This window comes from Mediterraneibacter glycyrrhizinilyticus, assembly GCF_015560805.1.
Lineage (GTDB): Bacteria > Bacillota > Clostridia > Lachnospirales > Lachnospiraceae > Schaedlerella > Schaedlerella glycyrrhizinilytica_A.
This window is the reverse complement of sequence record NZ_JADMSO010000001.1, coordinates 81354-101090: the sequence shown is the minus strand read 5'-3', so window position 1 is coordinate 101090 and position 19737 is coordinate 81354. Positions and strand designations below refer to the sequence as shown.

Here is a 19737-nt window from a genome sequence, read left to right as displayed (position 1 = left end):
TCATTCCTCCTATTATACCTGAATTGCGCTCACTGCAAGGAATGAGATCAGAAGTGCAAGGATCGCATATGTCTCAACCATTGCCGGGAACAGCATTGCTTTACCGAACTGATCCGGTTTCTTTGCAACGATACCGATCGCAGCAGCCGCTGTTTTTCCCTGAGATTTTCCGGAGATCAGACCAACGATACCGATCGGCAGACATGCTGCAAGGATCAGAAGACCTGTCTGTACGGAAACGTCCACCGGACCGCCGCCGAGAAGACCGATTTTAGAAAGTGTTACGAAACCGATGATCAGTCCGTACAATCCCTGTGTACCCGGAAGAAGCTGCAGGATCAATACTTTCGCAAATTTGCTCGGATCCTCCGCCATAACGCCTGACGCTGCCTGACCTGCAATACCTACTCCGAGTGCAGAACCTGCTCCTGCTAAAAATACCGCAACTGCCGCACCAAGAAGTGCATAAACAATACCTAACTGACTCATAACTTTGTTTCCTCCTTAACATCTGCATATTTTGTATTTGCTTTAAATGGATTAAATTCTCTTCCTCCGCCCTCATAGAATTTTCCGAAGAATTCTACGAACTGAAGACGGTTCGTGTGCACATAGGCTCCCAGTAAATTGATCGCCAGATTAAAAATATGACCGCCGATAAATACAACCGTAAATGCGATTGTTCCGGGTATACTATTTCCGAACATACTTCCCATCTGGTTGATAACGGAAGCGATCACCCCTGTCGCCAGTCCCAGCGCCAAAAGTCTGGAATATGAAAGTACGTCGCTGAGCCATCCGCTCACATTGTACAGGTCATATGCTCCCAGCGCGAGACGAAGCGCAAAGTTCTTGTTGCTCCGTCCGGACATCAATACGATTCCGACTGCGCCGACGATCGCCAGCACTTTGCCGAGTGTGTTCACAAACGGCGGGAATACGATCGTCATCTGTGCGATGGATGCAAACAGTTCGCTTGGGATCAGCATGATCAGAAGTCCGATCAAAAGTGCATACCACAATACGACGTCGCACAAAAAGTCCATATATTTTTTATCCCGCAGGCACATATAGCCTTTGATGCCGAGGCCGGTGAACAAATGAATCACACCGAACAGCATCGAAAATACCAGCAGTTTCATCGGATCGTCAAGGGGTGCAAACCACAATGGTTTGATTCCGACCTCATGTCCGAAAAATACTCTGGATATGACGTTGATCGCGTCTCCGAAATATCCGCCGAACAAAATTCCCCAGAACAATGTGGATAATCCACACCAGAAAAATAACTGGAACGCCTTTTTCATACTCTCGCTCATACGCGGGAATTTCAGCAGCAGCACACCGCACGCGATCGATACGATCGCACCGTATGCCGCATCGGAAAGCATCATACCAAATAAAAATACATAGAATACCGCCATGATCGACGTCGGATCGATCTCTCCTTTTCCAGGAAGACCGAATGCCGTCAGGACGCTCTCCGCTCCCGATGCAAATGAATTGTTCTTCAAAAGCACCGGCGCTTCCTCATCCTCTTTTAAGTCCTCCACGTCAATGACGCAGTCATACTTGTCTTTTAAGGCGCGTTCCATATCGGCAACGCACTTCTTCGGAACATAACCGCTGATCACAAAGGTGCGGTCCGACTGCGGAAGTTCTCCGAGCACGGCATATTTCTCCGAACGGACACGGTAATAATCTGCCAAAAGCTGCAGATTCTCCCGCTCAGACGCCAATCCTGCCACATCGCTTCTGATCTGCTCGATCTTCGCGTAATGCGCCGCGATCTGTTCTTTCATCGCTTCCACAGCCTGTGCCGGAACGTCTCCGCAGATCTGTGCCGGTTTGGCAAATCCGCCGCTTCGCAGCGCTTCCTCCACTTTTTCCGCATCTTTTCTCAAACAGAACACCGCCAGATAGGTGCTGTCCTGTTCCACGGAAATCTCATGTACCTCCACACCGTCTACTTCCGGTGCCTGCTCCGCCACCAGATCGTAGACCTGTTCCATCGTCGTGCCGCCGGGCATCGTTCCCGGAAGCATCACGGTGTGGGCAGTTCCGCCGTAATTCATCGGCGCGTCCAGATTCAGCCATGGATTTAATCCCTCGATCGTATTTTCCAGTTTCAGGATCTCTGCCTTTTCTTCCGCCTGCTCCCGATCCAGAGCCTGGATCTTCGATGCAGTCTTTAAAAGCCGTTCCTTATCCCGGATGATCTGTTCGTACACTTCCTGTTCTACCAGGTCTTTTCCCTCGAGAGCCGAAAACATCGACTGCTTCTTCGGTGCATACTCCTGCAGAATATCAAGCGCCTTGTCTGCTGATGACGCCGCCTTGTCAAAACTGATCCTGGCATTCGCGGTATCCATCCTATGAAAATCTTCATCGTCCTCAAGAATATGGTTGATTTCCATGACTCCCATTGCCTGCAGCTTTTCGAGGATCGCCTTTCGGTTTTTCTTCAATGCGCAAATACTGATCCGCTGCATCTGCAATACCGCCATAACATCATCCCTCCTTTTTCTTTTCTATATCCCCCCGGTTGTTCCCCCTCCGGTCTTCATTCAGACCAATTTGGAAATAACCAGTTCAACCGCCTCCGCTTCTTTTTTCAGCGCGTTTTCTTTCAACGCTTTGATCTCCTGCTCGATCGCTATATTGGCTGCGGCCGTTTCTCCATCTCCGCGGGATCTCGCAGCTTCCATCTCCTGCTCGGCTTTTTGCTTCGCACTCTGAAGCTGCTCTGTTCTGATCTTATCCGCCTCTTTTCTGGCTTCTTCCAGAAGCTTATTATACTGATCCTGTGCATGTTTCACAATCTGATCAGCCTGTGACTCGGTCTCTCGGATCACCCGGATGGTCTCTTCTACCATGATTCTGTCACCACCTTTCTGAAGTCACACTTCGCTTATAACGTTCACCTTAGCACACTCGTTATGAAAAGTCCATAATTATCTGCAATTTTTTCATCCTATTGCTGTACAATCCGATTTATTTTATGATATTTTTTGTCATTCTTATAAGTATCCAAGCTATTGTCAGTTAATTTTTTATATCTATAAGATTTTCTAATAAAGCAAGAGCATCTGTCTTCTTTTTTTACAGATGCCCCTCTCTTTATTATAACCATTTTTCCCTTTTTTACCACTGCAGTTCATGCAGTTTTCCCTCCTGCTCCAAACCTGCAAACGCATTCTGCCGCAGCGCTTCATACAGGACGATCGCCACCGAATTTCCGAGGTTCAGTGAACGGATCCCGCCGCCCATTGGGATACGGATACAATTTTCTTTATTTTGCACGAGAAGTTCCTCCGGGATCCCCGCGCTTTCCTTTCCGAACATAATATAACAGTCCGGCTCATATGCGACGTCCGTGTAGACATGCTGTGCCTTTGTTGTTGCCATGTAAATCTTTACCCCCGGATTTTTCTTGAGAAAATCCGCATAATCGATATAGGTTGTCACATCCAGATCTTTCCAGTAATCCATCCCGGCACGCTTCAATGATTTTTCATCCAGCCGGAATCCCAGCGGCTCGATCAGATGGAGTCTTACGCCCGCCGCCACGCAGGTTCTTCCGATATTTCCCGTATTTGCCGGAATCTCCGGCTCAAGCAATACAATATTGAGCATCGCTTCCTCCTTTTATCTGCTTCTGTTTTCATTTTTGCTACCGCTCGTTCCGCAGCCGCTCGATAAAATGTCCCAGTCTTCCAAGCGCCACTTTCAGATCCTCCAGCGAATACGCATAGGAGATCCTTAAAAATCCCTCGCCGCACGCGCCAAATGCCGTTCCCGGCACGACCGCTACCTTTTCTTCCATCAAAAGACGCTCCGCAAATTCTTCCGAGGACATCCCAAACTCCCGGATACTCGGGAATACATAAAACGCCCCGAACGGCTCAAAACATTCCAATCCCATCCGCGCAAACTCGTGCATCAGAAAACGGCGCCGCTGATTATAGGATTTCCGCATTTCCGCCACTTCATCCTCACAGCTTCTAAGTCCCTCCACCGCCGCATACTGACTGTTGGTCGGCGCGCACATGATCGCAAACTGATGCAGTTTGATCATCTGCTTTAAGATCACTTCCGGTCCGCAGCAGTATCCGAGTCTCCATCCGGTCATCGCAAATCCCTTGGAGAAACCGTTGATCACGATCGTGCGATCGCGCATCCCCGGCAGGCTTGCGATCGACACATGCTCGCCTTTATAACTCAATTCGGAATAAATTTCATCGGAAAGTACATAGAGATCGTGCGTTTTTACAAACTCTGCGATCGGTTCCAGATCCTCCTTTGTCATGATCGAACCGGTCGGATTGTTCGGAAACGGCATGACAAGGATCTTTGTCCGTTCACTGATCTTCGATTCCAGATCTTCCACCGTCAGTTTAAATTCATTCTCATGCTTTAATTCCACGATCACCGGAACTCCGTCCGCCATGACCGTGCACGGCAGATAGGAAACATAACTCGGCTGGGGGATCAGTACTTCATCTCCCGGATCGAGCATACAACGCAGCGCCACGTCGATCGCTTCGCTTCCGCCGACCGTCACCATCGTTTCTTTTTTCGGGTCATAAGAAACATGTATCTTTCTCTCCAAGTATTTGCAGATCTCGTCCCGCAGTTCCTGCAGTCCGGCATTGGACGTATAGAACGTCCGCCCCCGTTCCAGAGAGAAGATTCCCTCTTCCCGGATCCGCCACGGCGTATCAAAATCCGGTTCCCCAACGCCAAGCGAGATCACATCGTCCATCTCCGCTGCCACGTCAAAAAATTTCCGGATTCCCGACGGCTGTACCTGTACGATTTTTTTCGATAATGGATCTCTCATCACGGCGTCATCAACATCCTTTCCGATTCTTTTTTCGGAACCATGATCGTCCCGTGATCTTTGTATTTTTTCAAAATGAAATACGTTGCCGTACTGATCACGGAATCGATCGGCGACAATTTCTCCGATACGAACCGCGATACTTCTTTCAGTGATTTTCCGTCCAATGTAACGAGCAGGTCATATCCACCGGAGATCAGATACACCGCAAACACTTCCGGATAATTGTAGATCCGCTCCGCGATCCGGTCAAATCCCTGATTTCTCTGCGGCGTCACGCGCACTTCGATCAGCGCAGTCACTTTCTCCTCTCCGGTCTTGTCCCAGTCGATCAGAGTGTGGTATCCGCAGATGATCTTTTCCTTTTCCATATCTGCGATCTCATTTGCCACCAACGTCTCGTCGACTCCGAGAAGCACTGCCAATTCCTGCAAATTCACCCGACTGTTTTTCTCCAGATAACGCAATATTTCATGCCGCATTTCCTGATGCATATCCATCTTAATTCCCTCCCGTTTTCTAAATCTTCTATATAGTTCTGTCATCCGTTTCGTTTTATCGATCCGTCACATGTTCTGCCATCCAGCGCGCCAGTTCATCTGCCGCCGGACGATCCAGATACCGTACCTCTTCTCCGCTTGTGATCACCCGCGCGTTTCCGTCGTGGATCATCCCAAGCCTGGCGGCTCGCACGCCCTCCTTTTCCAGCAAATGTAACAGCTGCTGCGCTTCGTTCGTCACGATCAGAACCGCGCCTGCCGACGTCATCTGATACGGATTCAAGCGGTAATATTCACAGATCTCCACCGTCTCCTGACAGATCGTCATCTGTTCCATCGCAACCTGAAATCCTGCTCCTGCCGCCTCGGACAGTTCCCAGAGCGCCGCCAGGATCCCGCCGCTTCCGATCTGCTGCATCGCGCGCACATGCGGAACCGCCGCTTTCAGCGCCGTGAGCGGGCAAAGCTCTCGTTTCAGCGCCTTTGTCTGCCGCAGAAATGCCGGAACAAATCGCTGCGACAATTCCGCTTCCTGTTCCTCTAAGATCCGAAGCGCGCCCTCCAGTCCAACCGAACCGCACAGCACGATCTCGTCTCCTTTTGATGCCCCGCCAAGTGGAAGCACACCGTTCTTTCCGATTCCGACCGCTCCTGCCTGCACAAAAATCTGCCGGACCGCCGGACTTGTCTCCGCTGCCACATTGATCAGTTCCAGATCATGCTCCTCACAAAATGCTTCCGCTTCGCCGATCAGATCCCGGAATTGTTCCTCCGTCATCGATTTCGGCAGAAAACACTGCAGCCGGATCCCCGCCGGATCTGCTCCCCGGCACGCCAGATCGTTGACCGCGCGGATCGCGGCATACGTCGCTGTCTTCGCTGTATTCCCGTTGGCAGATGCATTTGCCGTCACCACCACGGAAGTCTGTGCATCGACTTTCATCGCACTGCAGCGCTCCCCGTTCAAAGGTTCCGTCAGAAATGCTTCCCTCCTCTTATGAAGCTGCTTCTTCACAGAACGTTTCCAGACGGTCTGTGTCAAATTTCCAATTCTCATAATCTCTCCTGTCGATTCTGTATCCGTCTCACTGCGCCGCAGGCGCTGTCTGCGTACCGTCCGCCGGCACCGCGCCATTTGCCGCTGTCGCATTTGCGGCATCGCCTGCGGCTTCTGCCGATGCTCCATCCGGCGTTCCCGTTCCCGATGCAGTGTTCTCCGCCGGAACTCCATAAAGGATTTCCTGGATCGCCGCCTGGATCTGCGCTTCATCCTGCGTCAGGATTGCCTGATTCATCTTCTCCGTCGCCGCCGGATCGTCCGATACGGTTCCAACACCGTATGTCTCCGGCGCCGCAACATAGGTACTGTAATTGATCACGTCCCGGCTCACTTCCACACCGTTCTCGTAAACCACTTTCCAGAGCTGTGCGGAAATCTCCGGATGTGCGGCGCTTTGAAGACCCATATAGCCAATATAGTCTTCTGTTGCGACAAAACGTTTTCCCTCGGTCTCTTTGCTTTCCGTCGTCTCGCTGACAAACTCCAGCGTCCGCCCCGGATCCCGGGTTTCCTTTCCGTAAATATTAAATGTCAGATTGCCTCCCGACAGCACGCTTTCAATATAAACCGGCGTCTTCTGATTATTTTTAAACACAAGATCCAGCACGTCGTCCGCGATCGCGGCATCCATCGACGGCTCTACATAGCCGACCAGCATCGAATGTGGATAGCGTTCGACAATTTCCAACTCCGCATACAGGATCGCATTGTACAATGTTGTCGAAACCTGACAGATTCCGCCGCCCATTGTCTGCACAACGGTATTGCTCTCATAGGACGCCGCCTCTGCGTAGCCGTTTTCATAGGTATAAGGTTCCATCGCCGCATTCGCCGACAATTCTTCGCCCGGAGCGAGCAGTGTTCCGCCGATATGAGAAGCCCCGGTCTCAATATTCTGCGCCCGTCCGCTTCCGTCGCTTCCATAAAATGTCGTATACGTTCCGAGCAGATCCGTCACGCCTTTCAGATCTTTCTCGGTGATCTCAGGATCTGTCTTCTTCACTGCCGCCCGGATCGTTCCGTTTTTCCCGTTCCAGTCCTCATTCAGCCAGTTGTTGAGCGCCTGGATCGTCTTTGCATGATCCGGAAGCTCTCCCTGCTTTTCTTTCACGACTTGTACGCTGCCGTCCTGCTGAGTCACATAAGCATTCTGCGGCTGTGCCAAAAGCTCGCTGCTTCTGGTATCGAGGATCTCTCCGGTCTCTTTCTCCGAAACCGCATACTTCAAAGGGATCGTATGCCGGAGTTTTCCTTTCTCCGCCTTTTTCAACGTCTTATACGCGCTGACTGCATTGCCGCTGTATCCATACTTCGCCGCCTGCGCGACCGTCTCTTTCAGATCCGGCGCATCAAGTCCCATTTCCGCCAGTGTTGCCTCAAACGTCCCGCCCGATTCCAGTTCAAACGTCACTTTCACACCGCCATATCCCGACAACGTTTTTTCCACGGCTTTTGTCGCTTCTTTTTTCGTCATCCCGGATACGTCGGTCGTTCCGATCTTCACGCCGTTCAGGATCGTTCCGTCATTCTGTTTTTTTACATAATTTCCGAGAAAGAGCTGTACTGCCCCGATGCTGACCGCCGCGATCACTACGACCGTCAGACACAGATACAGACTGCGCCGGTTCCGCCGATGCCGTCTCCGCCCTCTTCTCCGTCTCTTTTTCGTTCCTGTCATGTTTTTGTTCAAACCTCTCCGCAGCGTCTAACCCATCAGATACGGGATCACCATTGTCAATACCATCGCCAATATCACGACAAGCACGATGATCGATACCAGTTTGCGAAATTTCTTATTATACATCACGAATTGCCTCCATCTATTCGATACAAATTAAAATTTGGTAATTATTTTATACTTTTTGAAATTGTTTTGCAATATGCACGCAGAAAACATTCTTCACATTTCGGGCTTCGTGCCGTACAAATGCTCCGCCCAAACGTAATGATCTGGATATTATACAGGATCCAGTGATCTTTCGGCAGTTCTTTCATCAGATCCTGCTCGATCTTCTCCGGATCCTGATTCTTCGTCAGACCCAGCCGGTTGGAAATCCGTTTAACATGTGTATCCACCACCACGCTCGCATCATGGTAAATATTGCCGCGGATCACATTTGCGGTCTTCCGTCCGACTCCCGCAAGACTTGTCAGATCTTCCAGACTGCGCGGAACTTCGCCGCCGAATCTGTCCCGCACATCCCGCATACAGGAAATGATATTTTTCGCTTTATTATGGTAGAAACCGGTGGGCTTAATGTCCTGTTCCAGTTCCCGCAAATCTGCGTCCGCAAATGCATCGACCGTTTGATATTTCCGAAACAGATCTTTTGTCACGATGTTCACTCTGGCGTCGGTGCACTGCGCGCTCAGCATTGTCGCGATCAAAAGCTGCCACGGAGTCTCGTAATTGAGATAACATACATATTCCGTCCCGTACTGCGCGTCTAATATATCAAGAATTTCTTTCGTCCTTTTTTTCATAATCCCTCCACTGCGGTCACTCTCGCCTGATTACAGAGCGCGTCCCTGTTCTGATAATCAAACAGCAGCAGCTTTCCGCCGATTCTCTCCAAATGTGTCATCTTCCGCATCTGCCGCCTGTCTCTTCCCTCGTATCCGCTCTTCAGATATTGATGTTCGCTCTCTTCCCGTTCATAAAATGCCGCGGCGATCCGTTTTTCCACGGTCTCTTCCCCTGCAAATGCCGGACGGTTCTTTACATTTTCCCGCAGATACAGATCATAAGTGAGCGCCTCCCGAAATTCCTCCTGCCAACCGTCTGCCGATCCCACGAGCGATTCCCCAAACGATTCCAAAGAAGATTTCTTAGATTCTCTAAGATACTTTTCAAGATATTCCGTAAGAAATGCCCACAAAATCTCATATCGACCGATCCGGCTGTGATTGACCTGATCCAGTCCGTGCGCTTCATAATATGCCCGGAGCGCATCATACATCGAAAACGCGTCGCCGAATATCGGTTCCAGCCGTTCCATCGTATGCACAAACTGCCCACTGTTGTAATGGACTTCCACCATCTCCTCGATGCCTTTTAGCCGGATCACATCCTCATATGAAAGCCATTTCGTAGACAAGACTTCAAATGGCGGGCGTTCCTGAAATACGAGCTGATACTCCACTGCCTTTTCTTCCATATAAGAGCCTTTCAGCACTTTCAGGAATCCAAGCTGGAGCTGCTGCGGACGCAATGCATACACATCGTTAAACGAACGGTGAAAACTCTCCATATCTTCATACGGAAGCCCTGCGATCAGATCCAGATGCTGATGGATATTTCCGCCGGAGCGGACTTCGCTTACAATCCGTGCAACTTCGGAAAATTTCATCGTTCTCCGGATTTCCTTGATCGTCCGTTCATTCGTCGACTGCACGCCGATCTCGAGCTGGATCAGTCCCGGGCGCATAGAGCGGATCAGACGGATCTCTTCTTCATTGAGAAGATCCGCCGCCACCTCAAAATGAAAATTCGTCGTTCCGTTGTCATGTTCCGCGAGATATTTCCAGATCGTCATCGCATGATCGTGGCGGCAGTTGAACGTCCGGTCCACAAACTTCACCTGCGGTACTTTTCTGTCAATAAAAAACTGCAATTCCCGCTTCACAAGCTCCGAATCACGGAACCGCAGACATTTGTCGATCGAAGAGAGACAGTAACTGCAGGAAAACGGGCATCCCCGGCTGGATTCATAATAGATGATCTTATGCTCAAACGGATCCATATCCTTGTAGACGAACGGAATTTTGCTTAAATCCATCGGTTTTCTCTCATCCGTCGCCAGAATCGTCTCCTGCTCCCTGTCATCATCGTTCCGGGTGTCATTGTTCCGTGCTTCATTGTTCCAGACCTCTTTGTTCCGGAACGTGATCCCGTCGATCTTATACAGATCTTCATTCCGCGCCCGCAAAAGCTGATAAAATGTCTCCTCACCCTCACCGCGCATCACGCCGCGCACCTGTGGGAATCGCAGAAGCACCTCTTTGGCATTCCACGAAACTTCCGGTCCGCCGAGCCAGATTTCCGTCTTCGGCAGGATCTTCGGGATCTCCCGCAGTAAATGTTCTACATATTCGATATTCCAGAGATAACAGGAAAAGCAGAGCATATCCGGCTTTCTGCGGTACAGATCCATCAGAATCTGATCTACGGTCTGATTGATCGTATATTCCGCGATCGCAATGATCGGCTTTGTATCTTCCTGTATTTCCTTTTGTCCTGCCTCGGAATCCCATTTTTCCTCCGCATACGCCTTTAAGCTGTACACAGCCAGATTGGAATGGATATATTTCGCGTTGATCGCCGCCAGCAATACGTTCATCGTCCGCCTCCCATTTTACATCACTGTTTTACGTCACTGTTTTCATCATAAACTCCTACCATTATAGACAATTTCTCGATATTACACAACCGCCGAAAGCCGCATTGCCGATAAAAAATCAAGACTTCCTGCCAATCCATTGACTTTTTGCAAAAAACATTGTAAAATTAAAGCTCGTGCAGCCGGGGTGCTAGCGGTACCTTGTACCTGCAATCCGCTATAGCAGGGGTGATATTGCGCCGAGGGTGTTGATCTGCAAAGCTGCCCTTGATAAGTGACGTTGAAAATCTGGGTCTCATGCGACGGGAATCTGTGAACCGTGTCAGGTCGGGAACGAAGCAGCACTAAGCAGAACCTCCCGGGTGTTGTGAGGGTGCCTGGGTCGAGTTGGCTGTCAAGGTAACGTTTGTGGAGATACATTCGAAGCGCAATGCACGAAAAAAGACGATCAGAATCCGAAAGGAGCCCACATATTTTCACGGGATTTCCTCTCGGATTTTTTTATTCCTATATATAAACGCGAAAAAAGCTCACAAATCAAGATCTGCTTACACAGTCATGACTTATGAGCTTTTTCTATATCAATTCTTTTCCGATCCGCTTGCCAGACGACATTTACCGGATCGCATTTACCGTATCATATGCGGTTCTTACCGCGTTGGAAATGTCTGACGCACGCTCGCCGCAGTCTCCGATTTTCGCAAACGGGATTCCCGCTTCATCCAAAAATGCGGTGTCAAATGCAACCGGTCTCGCACCCATCGCAAGAACAACGAAATCGCAGTCGATGACAACTTTTTCATCCTCTTTGTTCTTGCAGATCACAGAGCTTTCCTGAATTTTTTCTACTTTATGAGATGGATATTCTTTCACGCCGAACCGTTCATAATTCTCTTTCAAAGTCGGGAGGATCGTCTCGCTTTCGCCTGCCGCGATCTTATCGAGCATCTCGATCACCGATACGCTGCATCCGCGTTCCGCCAAATATTCTGCGGTCTCGCATCCTACCATTCCGCCGCCGATCACCGCGGTTCTTCCGTATACTTCCGTCTTGCCGCTCAGCACATCCCATGCATCGCATACGCAGGCACGATCCATTCCGTTGATCGGGAAACGGGCGCTATTTGCACCTGCCGCCACGATCACATGATCCGGTTTCAGATCCAGGATTTTTTCCGGCGTCGCAGCTTCGCCGAGACGCAGGGTGATCCCCTCCTGTTTCATACAATGGGACAGGTAGTTTGTAAACCGGCGCATCTCTTCTTTGCGCGGCGGTACGCTTGCGATCTCCAGCTGACCGCCAAGGCTTGTCTTCTGCTCAAACAAGGTAACTTTATGACCCTTTTTCACAGCGACACGCGCCGCTTCCATTCCGGCAACGCCACCTCCTACGATCACGATATGCTTCGGTGACTCTGCAGGAGTGATCTTTCTTGTTCCCTCATATCCGTTTTCCGCATTCAGGATACAGGACAAAAATTCACGGTGCTGGATTTTATCGGTACATCCCTTGTTACAGGAAATACATTCGCGGATGTCACAGCTTTTTCCTGCCGCCGCTTTGTTCGTCCAGTCCGGATCTGCCAGAAGCCCACGTCCGATTCCGACCATATCCGCTTTTCCTGATGCAAGGATCTGCTCTGCCATTGCCGGAGAAATGATCCGTCCGACTGTGCTGACCGGAATCGAAACCGCTTCTTTTACTTTTCCGGAAATATCCGCAAAGAATCCATACGGCTGTACGCCCATCGGCGGGATCGTATCCGCCATGTTTCCGGTATGGTTTGCCTGTGCCACATGAAGCATATCTACGCCTGCCGCCTCCAGCATTTTCGCAAATTCCGGTGCGTCCGCCTCATCGATCCCGCCTTTTCCTCTCTCAGGAGTCACAACGGAGAATTTATAATCGATGATCATATCCGGCACGGCTTTTCTGAGCGCTTCCACGAGCAGAAGCGCAAACCGTGTCCGGTTCTCAAGGCTTCCGCCGAATTTATCGGTACGGTGGTTCATTTTCGTACTGCACAGCGCTCCGACGAGACGGTCGCCGTGGATCTGGATCACATCTACGCCGGCTTTTTCTGCCCGCACCGCACATGCGCACATTTTATCGATGATCGAAAGCAGCATTTCCTCGCTGACTTCATCCACAAAGTGCATCATATCGTGGTGCAGCTTTGTCCGGACTTCGTCCATCTTTCCCTCTGCGAACAGACGCATCATCGTCTCGCAGTCATATTCCGGATGGAAGATCTGGATTCCGAGTTTTGCGCCATATACGTGCACACTGTCCGCCAGCTTGCGGAAAGACTCGATCTGCGCATCGTCAAACAAACGCGGGGTCGGGGTGAAGTTCTGGATCGGCGCCACGTCTCCGATCACAATATAACCGGCGCCGCCCTCTGCCAGTCTTGTATAGAATGCGATATCCTGCTCGGTGATCGTTCCGTTTCTGTCCTCGTAGCCGGTTGTCAGCGGCGGGAACATCACACGGTTTTTAAATGTCGTATTTCGGATCGTGATTGCTTCTGTTAATCTCATAAAAATCCTTCTTTCTGAAATCATTGCTGTTTTGTAGTCATTACTATCGCGTAATCGCTGCTATTTCGTAACTTCTTTTGCAAATTTACATACTTCGTTTGTCAATGCCGTTCTGCATGGGATTCCGACAAAATTATGATTTGCATTTTCCACATGGACAAGACGGCTCTTGCTGTTTTCATAAAGGGAGAGGTATGTCTCGCAAGTCGCCTCATCCACCAGTTCGTCTCTTGTCCCTCTTACAATCAGCGTCGGTCCCGCATATCCGGCCGCATCTTCGAACGGATTATATTTTTCCAGATCGTAATTAAATGCATGTGAAAATTTCAGTCCCTCGATATCGCCGAATGCGATTCCTTTTGCTTCCATTGCGCGGGAGCGTTCTCCGCAGCCGTCCCACATCTGTTTGCCCGGGCACATCAGTATCAGCGCTGCCGGATCTATTCCCGGCGCAGCGCTTGCGGCTACAAAACCGCCCATGCTGTGACCGGAAAGGATCATCTTTTCCGGATCCACAAAATCCTGTGTCTTTGCCCAGTTCCACATATCCTCAGTATCGTTGAGAAGAGACGTGAACGTCATGTCTTCAAATTCTCCGTCGCTCTCGCCGTTATAGGAAAAATCAAAACGGATGCAGCCGATCCCTTCTTCTGCCAATGCTCTTGCCATTGTTATATGGAGTCCTTTGTAGCCGGCTTTCATCCCGCCGAATCCGTGAAGATTGATCACCGTTGGAAAATGTCCCTCTCCATCCGGCATCGTCGCGATCCCGCGCAGGGTCAGTCCATTTCGGTTTACAAATTCAATTGGTAATGTTTTCATTTAAGTAATTCCTCTTATCTGTGTCATTATTTTGCCGCATTCGCCGCACGTTTTGCTTTCAGCTGTTCCAGCATTTCCTGTGTTTTCTTCTTTCCAAGCGGGTAAAGCAGGAACAATACCAACGCTGCCAGACCATATCCGATCACATAGCTTCCTGTGTATGTTTTCCAGATCCGGTTTACAACTTCTGTTGTCTGTACCGCTTCCGATACCTGATATCCGATGATCCCGAGTGCAAAACTGGAGAAGCTTCCGGATACTGCATTTGCAAGTTTACGGAAGAATGAATATGCAGAATACATGATTCCTTCGTTTCGCTCTCCTGTCTGCAGTTCCTGATAGTCGATCGCATCATTAACAAGCGCCCATACAAGCACCTGCATTCCGCTTGCTCCGAGATAACACAGTCCGTTGATCACGATGAACAGTACCGGATTGTGGATCGGGAAGAAGAACAAAAATGCGAATACGATCGCCGCGCCGCCTGCACCGGCTACACACCATTCTTTTTTACCAAGTTTGTTGGCTACCGGCTGTGTGAATGCAAATACGATCAGCGCATATACTGTATTCAGCGCTCCGGAGGCTGCCATCACTTTGACATCGCCGAACCAGTCGCGGAACAAGTAGGTATTCAGACCGTTTACGATGGATGCTCCTACCATTCCGATAAAGCTGAACAGAACAACACCCATGAACGCACGGTTTTTTGCAACATGTTTGATGATATCAAGATAGTGCAGTTTTTCTTTTTTCTCCGGAACCGGAAGTACCACACGTTCTTTACACCATACACAGGTGATCTGCAGGCAAAGCAGACCTACCAGGGCACAAACGGACGCCATCATCAAAAATCTTCCCGGCAGCGGCTGGTTGTTGTTGTCATACAATACAAGCGGTCCTACCATTACGATCACTGTCATGAAGATCGTTCCGCCAAGGCTTCTGTAACGGGACAGAGCGGTTCTCTGACGTGTATCGTCTGTCATAACACTGGATAAGCTTCCGAACGGTACGTTGACACATGTATACATCGCTTCATAAAGCACATAAGTCACAAACATATATCCGATACGGAATCCGTAATCGAGATTGCTCACATTTACAAATCCGAGTATACAGAGGACTGCCATCGGGAACGAAAATGCGCGGATCCATGGAATGAATTTTCCGCCTTTTTTCGCACGCCGCATATCGACAAGCGCACCGATGATCGGGTCGTTCACCGCATCCCATATTTTGGTGACAAGCATGAGAATTCCGACATGGAACGGATTTACCTGCAGGACCAGTGTGTAGAACACGGTCAAAAACATCGCGCGGAACTGCTCGGTACAGCAGCATCCCAGGTCGCCCAGTGTGATTCCGATCTTGTCTTTCATCGAAAAGGGTCTTACATTTGTACTTGTTTCTTTCACTGAAATTTCCTCCTTACATCTGAACAGTTTTATCTACTGTATGTTTATGCTCGATTATAGAAGAAGCGTCTCTTAAAACATATACATTTCTTGCTTGAAAACTATTGTAAATTGACTTATTATTATATTTATCTATATTGATGCCGCTTTCTGAAAATTCAATTCAGCAACATGCACAATTTGCTTGTTAAATTTTTGTCTACTTTTAATAATCATGCTGTTTTTGCCAAAAAGGAGGGTTCATGGAACACAAAACATCAGAAAAGAAACGATACCAGCTTTCCCGCATTATTCTGGAAAATACAAAGAAGAAGCGGATTTCATCCGGAAATTATTACAGTGTGCTGATCGTACGCGTCGGCAACTGCTCATTCTGCAATGAAACGCCGGCAAAAAAACATAAAACTTCCTCTATCCACGCTGATACTGTCGTCGGTTCTGCCGTTCCTCCGGACGATGACGCCGTACAGCCCGAAAATCCAATGGGGCAGCCCGTCGTCTGGCACTGCGGTCCCAACGATCTGATCCTGATCAAGCCGAAAGAGACGATCCAGATCCAATCCCGGAATTCTCAGCATGCCGCGGAACTTCTCTGGATCCAATATTCGGAAGAACTGTTGGCGGAACTTTCCGAGGAGGGGACGGATCTCCTGAAAAGTATGGAAGTCGTTCCTTTCTCCTGCATCAGCGTTCCGACCGACGGAGGTACTGCCGCGATCCTGAAAAATCTGTTCACCCGTCTGGAACGTTCCGAACAGGAAAAAGACGATTTTGGTGCGCGGCTTTTTGAAAAAAATATGCTCTCTCTTATGATCGTCATCATTTTGAGAGCCTGCATCCGTTCTGAATTTGAAAAGACAAGGAAAGGTCACCGGCAGTTTGTACTGGACGATCTGTTCGCCTATATCCACCGGCACATTTCCGAGGAACTCACTCTGGAACGTCTGGAAAAAGTTTTTTTTGTGAGCCGCTACCATATTTGCCGGGAATTCAAGAAACAGACCGGACAGACGCTGCACAGCTACATCACCAAAAACCGGCTCCGTATGTGCAAGAAATACATCATCGAGGGCATGCCGATCACCGAAGTTTACAAAATGGCTGGATTCGGAGGATACAATCATTTCTTCCGCGCCTTTAAAAAAGAATACGGCATGACGCCGAAAGAATATTATAAAAGCCATATGACTCTTTGATATCTGTCTGTATATCCTGCGATATACTCCGACACAAAAGAGCCATATGGCTTTTTTACTTGCTGTCTCTGCTTTATTTCTTACTCTTTGATCTTACGAACTGCTCCGATTCCGAGCGCCCCCGGTCCGACATGGCATCCGATGCTCAGCATCAAAGTTCCCGGAACGATCATCTCCCCCGGAAATTCTTTGGCGAGCTCTTCTTTCCAAACATTTAACTCTTCCTCTTCCATCCATGTATATGCGATTCCGAGAACCAGTTCCCCGCGGTCATGCAGATCTTTCAGTCTTCCGTCAAGATCTTCATGCAGCGCTTTGCACATCTTTCGGAACGCGCCTTTCATGCCCCGCGCTTTCGCATGTGCATCCAGCTTGTCCCCTCCGATCCACATGACCGGTTTGATATTCAAGACACTTCCGATCGCCGCCACTGCCGGTGTGATACGTCCGCCTTTTTTCAGATATTCCAACGTATCCACTGCGATATAGATCGTCGCGTCGAGCGCCTCCTCTTCCAGACGCTGTTTGATCTGGCTTCCTGTCATCCCCTGCTCTGCCATCTTACATGCGTCAAATACGGACTGCATCTGCGTTACGGAAATCCGTTTATTGTCCACAACATGCACCCGTCCGTCATATTCTTCCGCCAGCATCACAGCGCTGTGGCAGGATGTACTCAGTCCGCTTGTCATCGGTATATAGACAACCTCATCATGTTCTTTCAAAAGGGCTTCCCACATATCCATCACATCTCCCGGCGACGGAAGCGACGAGGTGATCTCCGCCCCTGCTGCCTGTCGTTTGTAAAATTCTTCCGCCGTAATATCTACGCCCTCATAATAAGTCGTACCATCTATGATCACCGGCATCGGGACAATGGAAATCCCGAGCTTTTTTCCTTTATCCGGTAACATTCCACAATTACTGTCTGTCATAACTGCAATCTTCTGCATTTTTCTCTTTCCCCTTTCAGGTTCTTTTATGTTCCCAAACGTTCCTCTTACGCTTCTGAACACATTGACCGTTACTTTAACAGATGTTAAAATTATAGCAACCAAGCCCTATGATAACAATGAACAATATTTCAAACTTGTCAGTTATTTATACAGAATGGAGAAATTGTAAATTATTATGGAAGACCGTCGTATCAAAAAGACAAAACGAGCTTTAAAAAACACACTGATCGAAATGATGACTGAACTACCGTTTGAACAGATTTCGATCACAGCGCTGTGCGACCGCGCTGAAATCAGCCGCATTACATTTTATTCACATTATAATGACAAATACGCACTCGTCGACGACATTTTTCAAGATATGATCCGAAAAGGAAATGAGCTGTATCAGAAGCATCAGGCGGAAAATAACCCGGAACATGATCTCGTACAGAATTACCGCAATGTGCTTTATGCCATCGTCGAGCTTTATTATACGGAATATGCCTTTTTCAGTCAGACGATCCCCGGGAAAAGTCCTTATCTGGCATTTTCATTCTACAATTATGTGCTGAAAACAGTCGAAAGCTACACGACAAAAGAGGGGATCAAACAGAAACTCAAGCTCAAATATTCTCCTAAAAAAACTGCCGGATTTCTCTGTTACGGTCTGGTCGGGTTCATCAACGAAAGCCATGCCGAGACAGATTCCGTCAGCGAGATCATGGAAGAAGCTTCCGGACTGCTGACCGATCTTCTGACTTCGGATGTGTTGTTGGAGCGTTAGACATTACTGCTTTTTCACTTTCTCTCCCGACCCGAACATTTTTGCATAGTCCTGCTGGATATCCGATATGTCTTCGGTGAGAAGATGCCACATTTTCTGTCTTTCATCCGGAATCTCCGGTAAAATCGTAAGATACTTTTCCCTGATCGGTTCCTGCCGCGTCATCCATGCCCGATTTAAAAAATGGATCTGACAGATTTCTTCCAAGTTTTCCGGCATCTCTCCGGAATATTTTCCTCCCAGATAAAGATCCGTCGTTCTCGTGCAGAACGTCTCTCCGTTCAAATACATCCCTTTGATCCGCGAACTTCTTCTCGATATGGAAACAATAGCATCAATATACAGACTGATCGCCAGCTTTCTGGAAATCAAAATCCCCTCGATCAGCGCCCAATTTTCACTGACCAGAACCGGAACATATTTCTTTAAATCTTCATCTTCAAAAGAGACTTCCCTGAAATGTTCCCCGACAAGCAGCTTCTTCATCTGCTCTTTAGATAAAATGTGGTTCAGCACAGGCATGCAATGATACGGCGTTAAAATATATCGCCACGCTTTCTTCGCCGTCAGCGCTGCGACCACAAACAAAAGCGGGATTACCCACAGTGAATCGGTATCCGGAACTTTCAAAAATGACACGATCCCCAAAATCCCCATGACCGGACAGAAGATCCACATTCCCGCGATCAGGACTCTCTTCAATGGAAAACATCGGATCCACTCCATTGTCCGCAGCTGCTTCTCTGCAAATTTTTCGGCATCTGCTTCTAAATGTTCCTGAGCAGCGAGCAGCTTATATGTAAGCGATCTGCCAATCTTTCCGGGCAAATTCGCCATAGCAAACATTCCGCCTATAAATATCGTCATAAGAAGCAGCAAAGGAGCACCGGTCGTCAAAAGTCCGATTCCGAAATAAGGGATCAGCATACAAAATCCGAGCGCAACATAATGCTTTTTCTCCGATTTTGTCCGATAATATCCATACAAGCACAAGATCAATGCCATTCCTGCCGCTACGCTGTGCAGAAACCAGCGTGGATGCACCCACACTTTCCGAAATGCCACACTCCAAAATTCGTATTGAAAATATTCATTTTTCCCCGTCAAGCCGAAATAAATCCCGATACACATATAAATTGCCGCTGCCACGGCAAGGATCAAAAAAATAATCCGGAGGACTTTCTTTTTCTTCTCAGTCCGGTCAATCTCCCACGGTACATTTTTCAGCTGTTTGTCTCCTGATCGATCACGTTTCCCCATATTTCCCTCTCTGTTCTTTTCATCACCTTAGTGCG

The 19737-nt window shown here is 48.8% G+C and carries 17 protein-coding genes and 1 other RNA gene; 3 read left to right on the top strand and 15 right to left on the bottom strand.

Annotated elements, in window-relative coordinates:
• Nucleotides 1-12 precede the first annotated feature (12 nt).
• The 10 genes from I2H87_RS00475 to I2H87_RS00430 all read right to left on the bottom strand — a co-directional run bounded on the left by I2H87_RS00475 (nucleotide 13) and on the right by I2H87_RS00430 (nucleotide 10743).
• Nucleotides 13-489: a V-type ATP synthase subunit K gene (locus I2H87_RS00475; RefSeq protein WP_009267429.1), complete on the bottom strand. Its 477-nt coding sequence runs from the start codon at nucleotides 487-489 to the stop codon at nucleotides 13-15.
• The gene (locus I2H87_RS00470) at nucleotides 486-2507 is read right to left on the bottom strand and encodes a V-type ATP synthase subunit I (RefSeq protein WP_195609073.1); all 2022 of its coding nucleotides are present in this window, start codon (nucleotides 2505-2507) and stop codon (nucleotides 486-488) included. The genes I2H87_RS00475 and I2H87_RS00470 overlap by 4 nt, the downstream gene beginning before the upstream one ends.
• 60 nt (nucleotides 2508-2567) lie before the next feature.
• A complete protein-coding gene (locus I2H87_RS00465; RefSeq protein WP_195609072.1) occupies nucleotides 2568-2876 on the bottom strand; it encodes an ATPase in 309 nt (102 codons plus the stop codon).
• A 268-nt stretch (nucleotides 2877-3144) separates the two neighbouring features.
• Nucleotides 3145-3636: a tRNA (cytidine(34)-2'-O)-methyltransferase gene (locus tag I2H87_RS00460; protein ID WP_009267434.1), complete on the bottom strand. Its 492-nt coding sequence runs from the start codon at nucleotides 3634-3636 to the stop codon at nucleotides 3145-3147.
• Between the two features lie 37 nt (nucleotides 3637-3673).
• Entirely contained in the window at nucleotides 3674-4843 is a 1170-nt protein-coding gene (locus tag I2H87_RS00455; RefSeq protein WP_009267435.1) for an aminotransferase class I/II-fold pyridoxal phosphate-dependent enzyme, read from the bottom strand.
• Complete coding sequence (locus tag I2H87_RS00450; RefSeq protein ID WP_117550732.1) at nucleotides 4843-5325, bottom strand: Lrp/AsnC family transcriptional regulator; 483 nt, start codon at nucleotides 5323-5325, stop codon at nucleotides 4843-4845. The genes I2H87_RS00455 and I2H87_RS00450 overlap by 1 nt, the downstream gene beginning before the upstream one ends.
• A gap of 73 nt (nucleotides 5326-5398) precedes the next feature.
• Nucleotides 5399-6400, bottom strand: a complete 1002-nt coding sequence (locus I2H87_RS00445; protein WP_009267437.1) for an AIR synthase-related protein — start codon at nucleotides 6398-6400, stop codon at nucleotides 5399-5401.
• Nucleotides 6401-6428: 28 nt separating this feature from the next.
• Nucleotides 6429-8081, bottom strand: a complete 1653-nt coding sequence (locus I2H87_RS00440) for a VanW family protein (RefSeq protein WP_009267438.1) — start codon at nucleotides 8079-8081, stop codon at nucleotides 6429-6431.
• Nucleotides 8082-8251: 170 nt separating this feature from the next.
• Nucleotides 8252-8887: an endonuclease III gene (nth, locus tag I2H87_RS00435; RefSeq protein WP_009267440.1), complete on the bottom strand. Its 636-nt coding sequence runs from the start codon at nucleotides 8885-8887 to the stop codon at nucleotides 8252-8254.
• Nucleotides 8884-10743 (bottom strand): B12-binding domain-containing radical SAM protein, encoded by a 1860-nt coding sequence (locus I2H87_RS00430; RefSeq protein WP_195609071.1) that lies wholly within the window; start codon nucleotides 10741-10743, stop codon nucleotides 8884-8886. The genes nth and I2H87_RS00430 overlap by 4 nt, the downstream gene beginning before the upstream one ends.
• A 174-nt stretch (nucleotides 10744-10917) precedes the next feature.
• Between I2H87_RS00430 and ffs the strand changes: the two genes are divergently transcribed.
• An RNA gene (gene ffs / locus I2H87_RS00425) (signal recognition particle sRNA large type) lies at nucleotides 10918-11181 on the top strand.
• Between the two features lie 177 nt (nucleotides 11182-11358).
• Here the strand turns inward: ffs and bilR are convergent.
• Genes bilR through I2H87_RS00410 form a run of 3 tightly spaced genes read right to left on the bottom strand, consistent with a single transcriptional unit; the run spans nucleotide 11359 to nucleotide 15524 of the window.
• Nucleotides 11359-13284 carry a bilirubin reductase, long form gene (bilR, locus tag I2H87_RS00420; protein ID WP_195609070.1) on the bottom strand — a complete coding sequence of 642 codons (1926 nt, stop codon included), beginning with the start codon at nucleotides 13282-13284 and terminating at the stop codon, nucleotides 11359-11361.
• A gap of 60 nt (nucleotides 13285-13344) precedes the next feature.
• Nucleotides 13345-14106 (bottom strand): alpha/beta hydrolase, encoded by a 762-nt coding sequence (locus I2H87_RS00415; protein WP_009267443.1) that lies wholly within the window; start codon nucleotides 14104-14106, stop codon nucleotides 13345-13347.
• Between the two features lie 26 nt (nucleotides 14107-14132).
• Nucleotides 14133-15524, bottom strand: a complete 1392-nt coding sequence (locus I2H87_RS00410) for an MFS transporter (RefSeq protein WP_009267444.1) — start codon at nucleotides 15522-15524, stop codon at nucleotides 14133-14135.
• Nucleotides 15525-15766: 242 nt separating this feature from the next.
• Between I2H87_RS00410 and I2H87_RS00405 the strand changes: the two genes are divergently transcribed.
• On the top strand, nucleotides 15767-16720 hold the full coding sequence (locus I2H87_RS00405; RefSeq protein WP_009267445.1) for a helix-turn-helix domain-containing protein: 954 nt from the start codon (nucleotides 15767-15769) through the stop codon (nucleotides 16718-16720).
• An 80-nt stretch (nucleotides 16721-16800) separates the two neighbouring features.
• On the opposite strand, the gene I2H87_RS00400 is transcribed toward I2H87_RS00405, so the two are convergent.
• Nucleotides 16801-17673: a DegV family protein gene (locus I2H87_RS00400; protein ID WP_022152480.1), complete on the bottom strand. Its 873-nt coding sequence runs from the start codon at nucleotides 17671-17673 to the stop codon at nucleotides 16801-16803.
• A gap of 178 nt (nucleotides 17674-17851) precedes the next feature.
• Between I2H87_RS00400 and I2H87_RS00395 the strand changes: the two genes are divergently transcribed.
• Nucleotides 17852-18442: a TetR/AcrR family transcriptional regulator gene (locus I2H87_RS00395; protein WP_009267447.1), complete on the top strand. Its 591-nt coding sequence runs from the start codon at nucleotides 17852-17854 to the stop codon at nucleotides 18440-18442.
• 3 nt (nucleotides 18443-18445) lie between these two features.
• Here I2H87_RS00395 and I2H87_RS00390 read toward each other — a convergent pair whose 3' ends face one another.
• Nucleotides 18446-19702: a hypothetical protein gene (locus tag I2H87_RS00390; protein ID WP_117550576.1), complete on the bottom strand. Its 1257-nt coding sequence runs from the start codon at nucleotides 19700-19702 to the stop codon at nucleotides 18446-18448.
• Nucleotides 19703-19737 lie beyond the last annotated feature (35 nt).

What these genes read in the sequence shown, in the direction of transcription:
- I2H87_RS00475 (WP_009267429.1), bottom strand. Translation starts at nt 489, where the DNA reads ATGAGTCAGTTAGGTATTGTTTATGCACTTCTTGGTGCGGCAGTTGCG.
- I2H87_RS00470 (WP_195609073.1), bottom strand. Translation starts at nt 2,507, where the DNA reads ATGGCGGTATTGCAGATGCAGCGGATCAGTATTTGCGCATTGAAGAAA.
- I2H87_RS00465 (WP_195609072.1), bottom strand. Translation starts at nt 2,876, where the DNA reads ATGGTAGAAGAGACCATCCGGGTGATCCGAGAGACCGAGTCACAGGCT.
- I2H87_RS00460 (WP_009267434.1), bottom strand. Translation starts at nt 3,636, where the DNA reads ATGCTCAATATTGTATTGCTTGAGCCGGAGATTCCGGCAAATACGGGA.
- I2H87_RS00455 (WP_009267435.1), bottom strand. Translation starts at nt 4,843, where the DNA reads ATGAGAGATCCATTATCGAAAAAAATCGTACAGGTACAGCCGTCGGGA.
- I2H87_RS00450 (WP_117550732.1), bottom strand. Translation starts at nt 5,325, where the DNA reads ATGCGGCATGAAATATTGCGTTATCTGGAGAAAAACAGTCGGGTGAAT.
- I2H87_RS00445 (WP_009267437.1), bottom strand. Translation starts at nt 6,400, where the DNA reads ATGAGAATTGGAAATTTGACACAGACCGTCTGGAAACGTTCTGTGAAG.
- I2H87_RS00440 (WP_009267438.1), bottom strand. Translation starts at nt 8,081, where the DNA reads ATGACAGGAACGAAAAAGAGACGGAGAAGAGGGCGGAGACGGCATCGG.
- nth (WP_009267440.1), bottom strand. Translation starts at nt 8,887, where the DNA reads ATGAAAAAAAGGACGAAAGAAATTCTTGATATATTAGACGCGCAGTAC.
- I2H87_RS00430 (WP_195609071.1), bottom strand. Translation starts at nt 10,743, where the DNA reads ATGAACGTATTGCTGGCGGCGATCAACGCGAAATATATCCATTCCAAT.
- bilR (WP_195609070.1), bottom strand. Translation starts at nt 13,284, where the DNA reads ATGAGATTAACAGAAGCAATCACGATCCGAAATACGACATTTAAAAAC.
- I2H87_RS00415 (WP_009267443.1), bottom strand. Translation starts at nt 14,106, where the DNA reads ATGAAAACATTACCAATTGAATTTGTAAACCGAAATGGACTGACCCTG.
- I2H87_RS00405 (WP_009267445.1), top strand. Translation starts at nt 15,767, where the DNA reads ATGGAACACAAAACATCAGAAAAGAAACGATACCAGCTTTCCCGCATT.
- I2H87_RS00400 (WP_022152480.1), bottom strand. Translation starts at nt 17,673, where the DNA reads ATGCAGAAGATTGCAGTTATGACAGACAGTAATTGTGGAATGTTACCG.
- I2H87_RS00395 (WP_009267447.1), top strand. Translation starts at nt 17,852, where the DNA reads ATGGAAGACCGTCGTATCAAAAAGACAAAACGAGCTTTAAAAAACACA.
- I2H87_RS00390 (WP_117550576.1), bottom strand. Translation starts at nt 19,702, where the DNA reads ATGGGGAAACGTGATCGATCAGGAGACAAACAGCTGAAAAATGTACCG.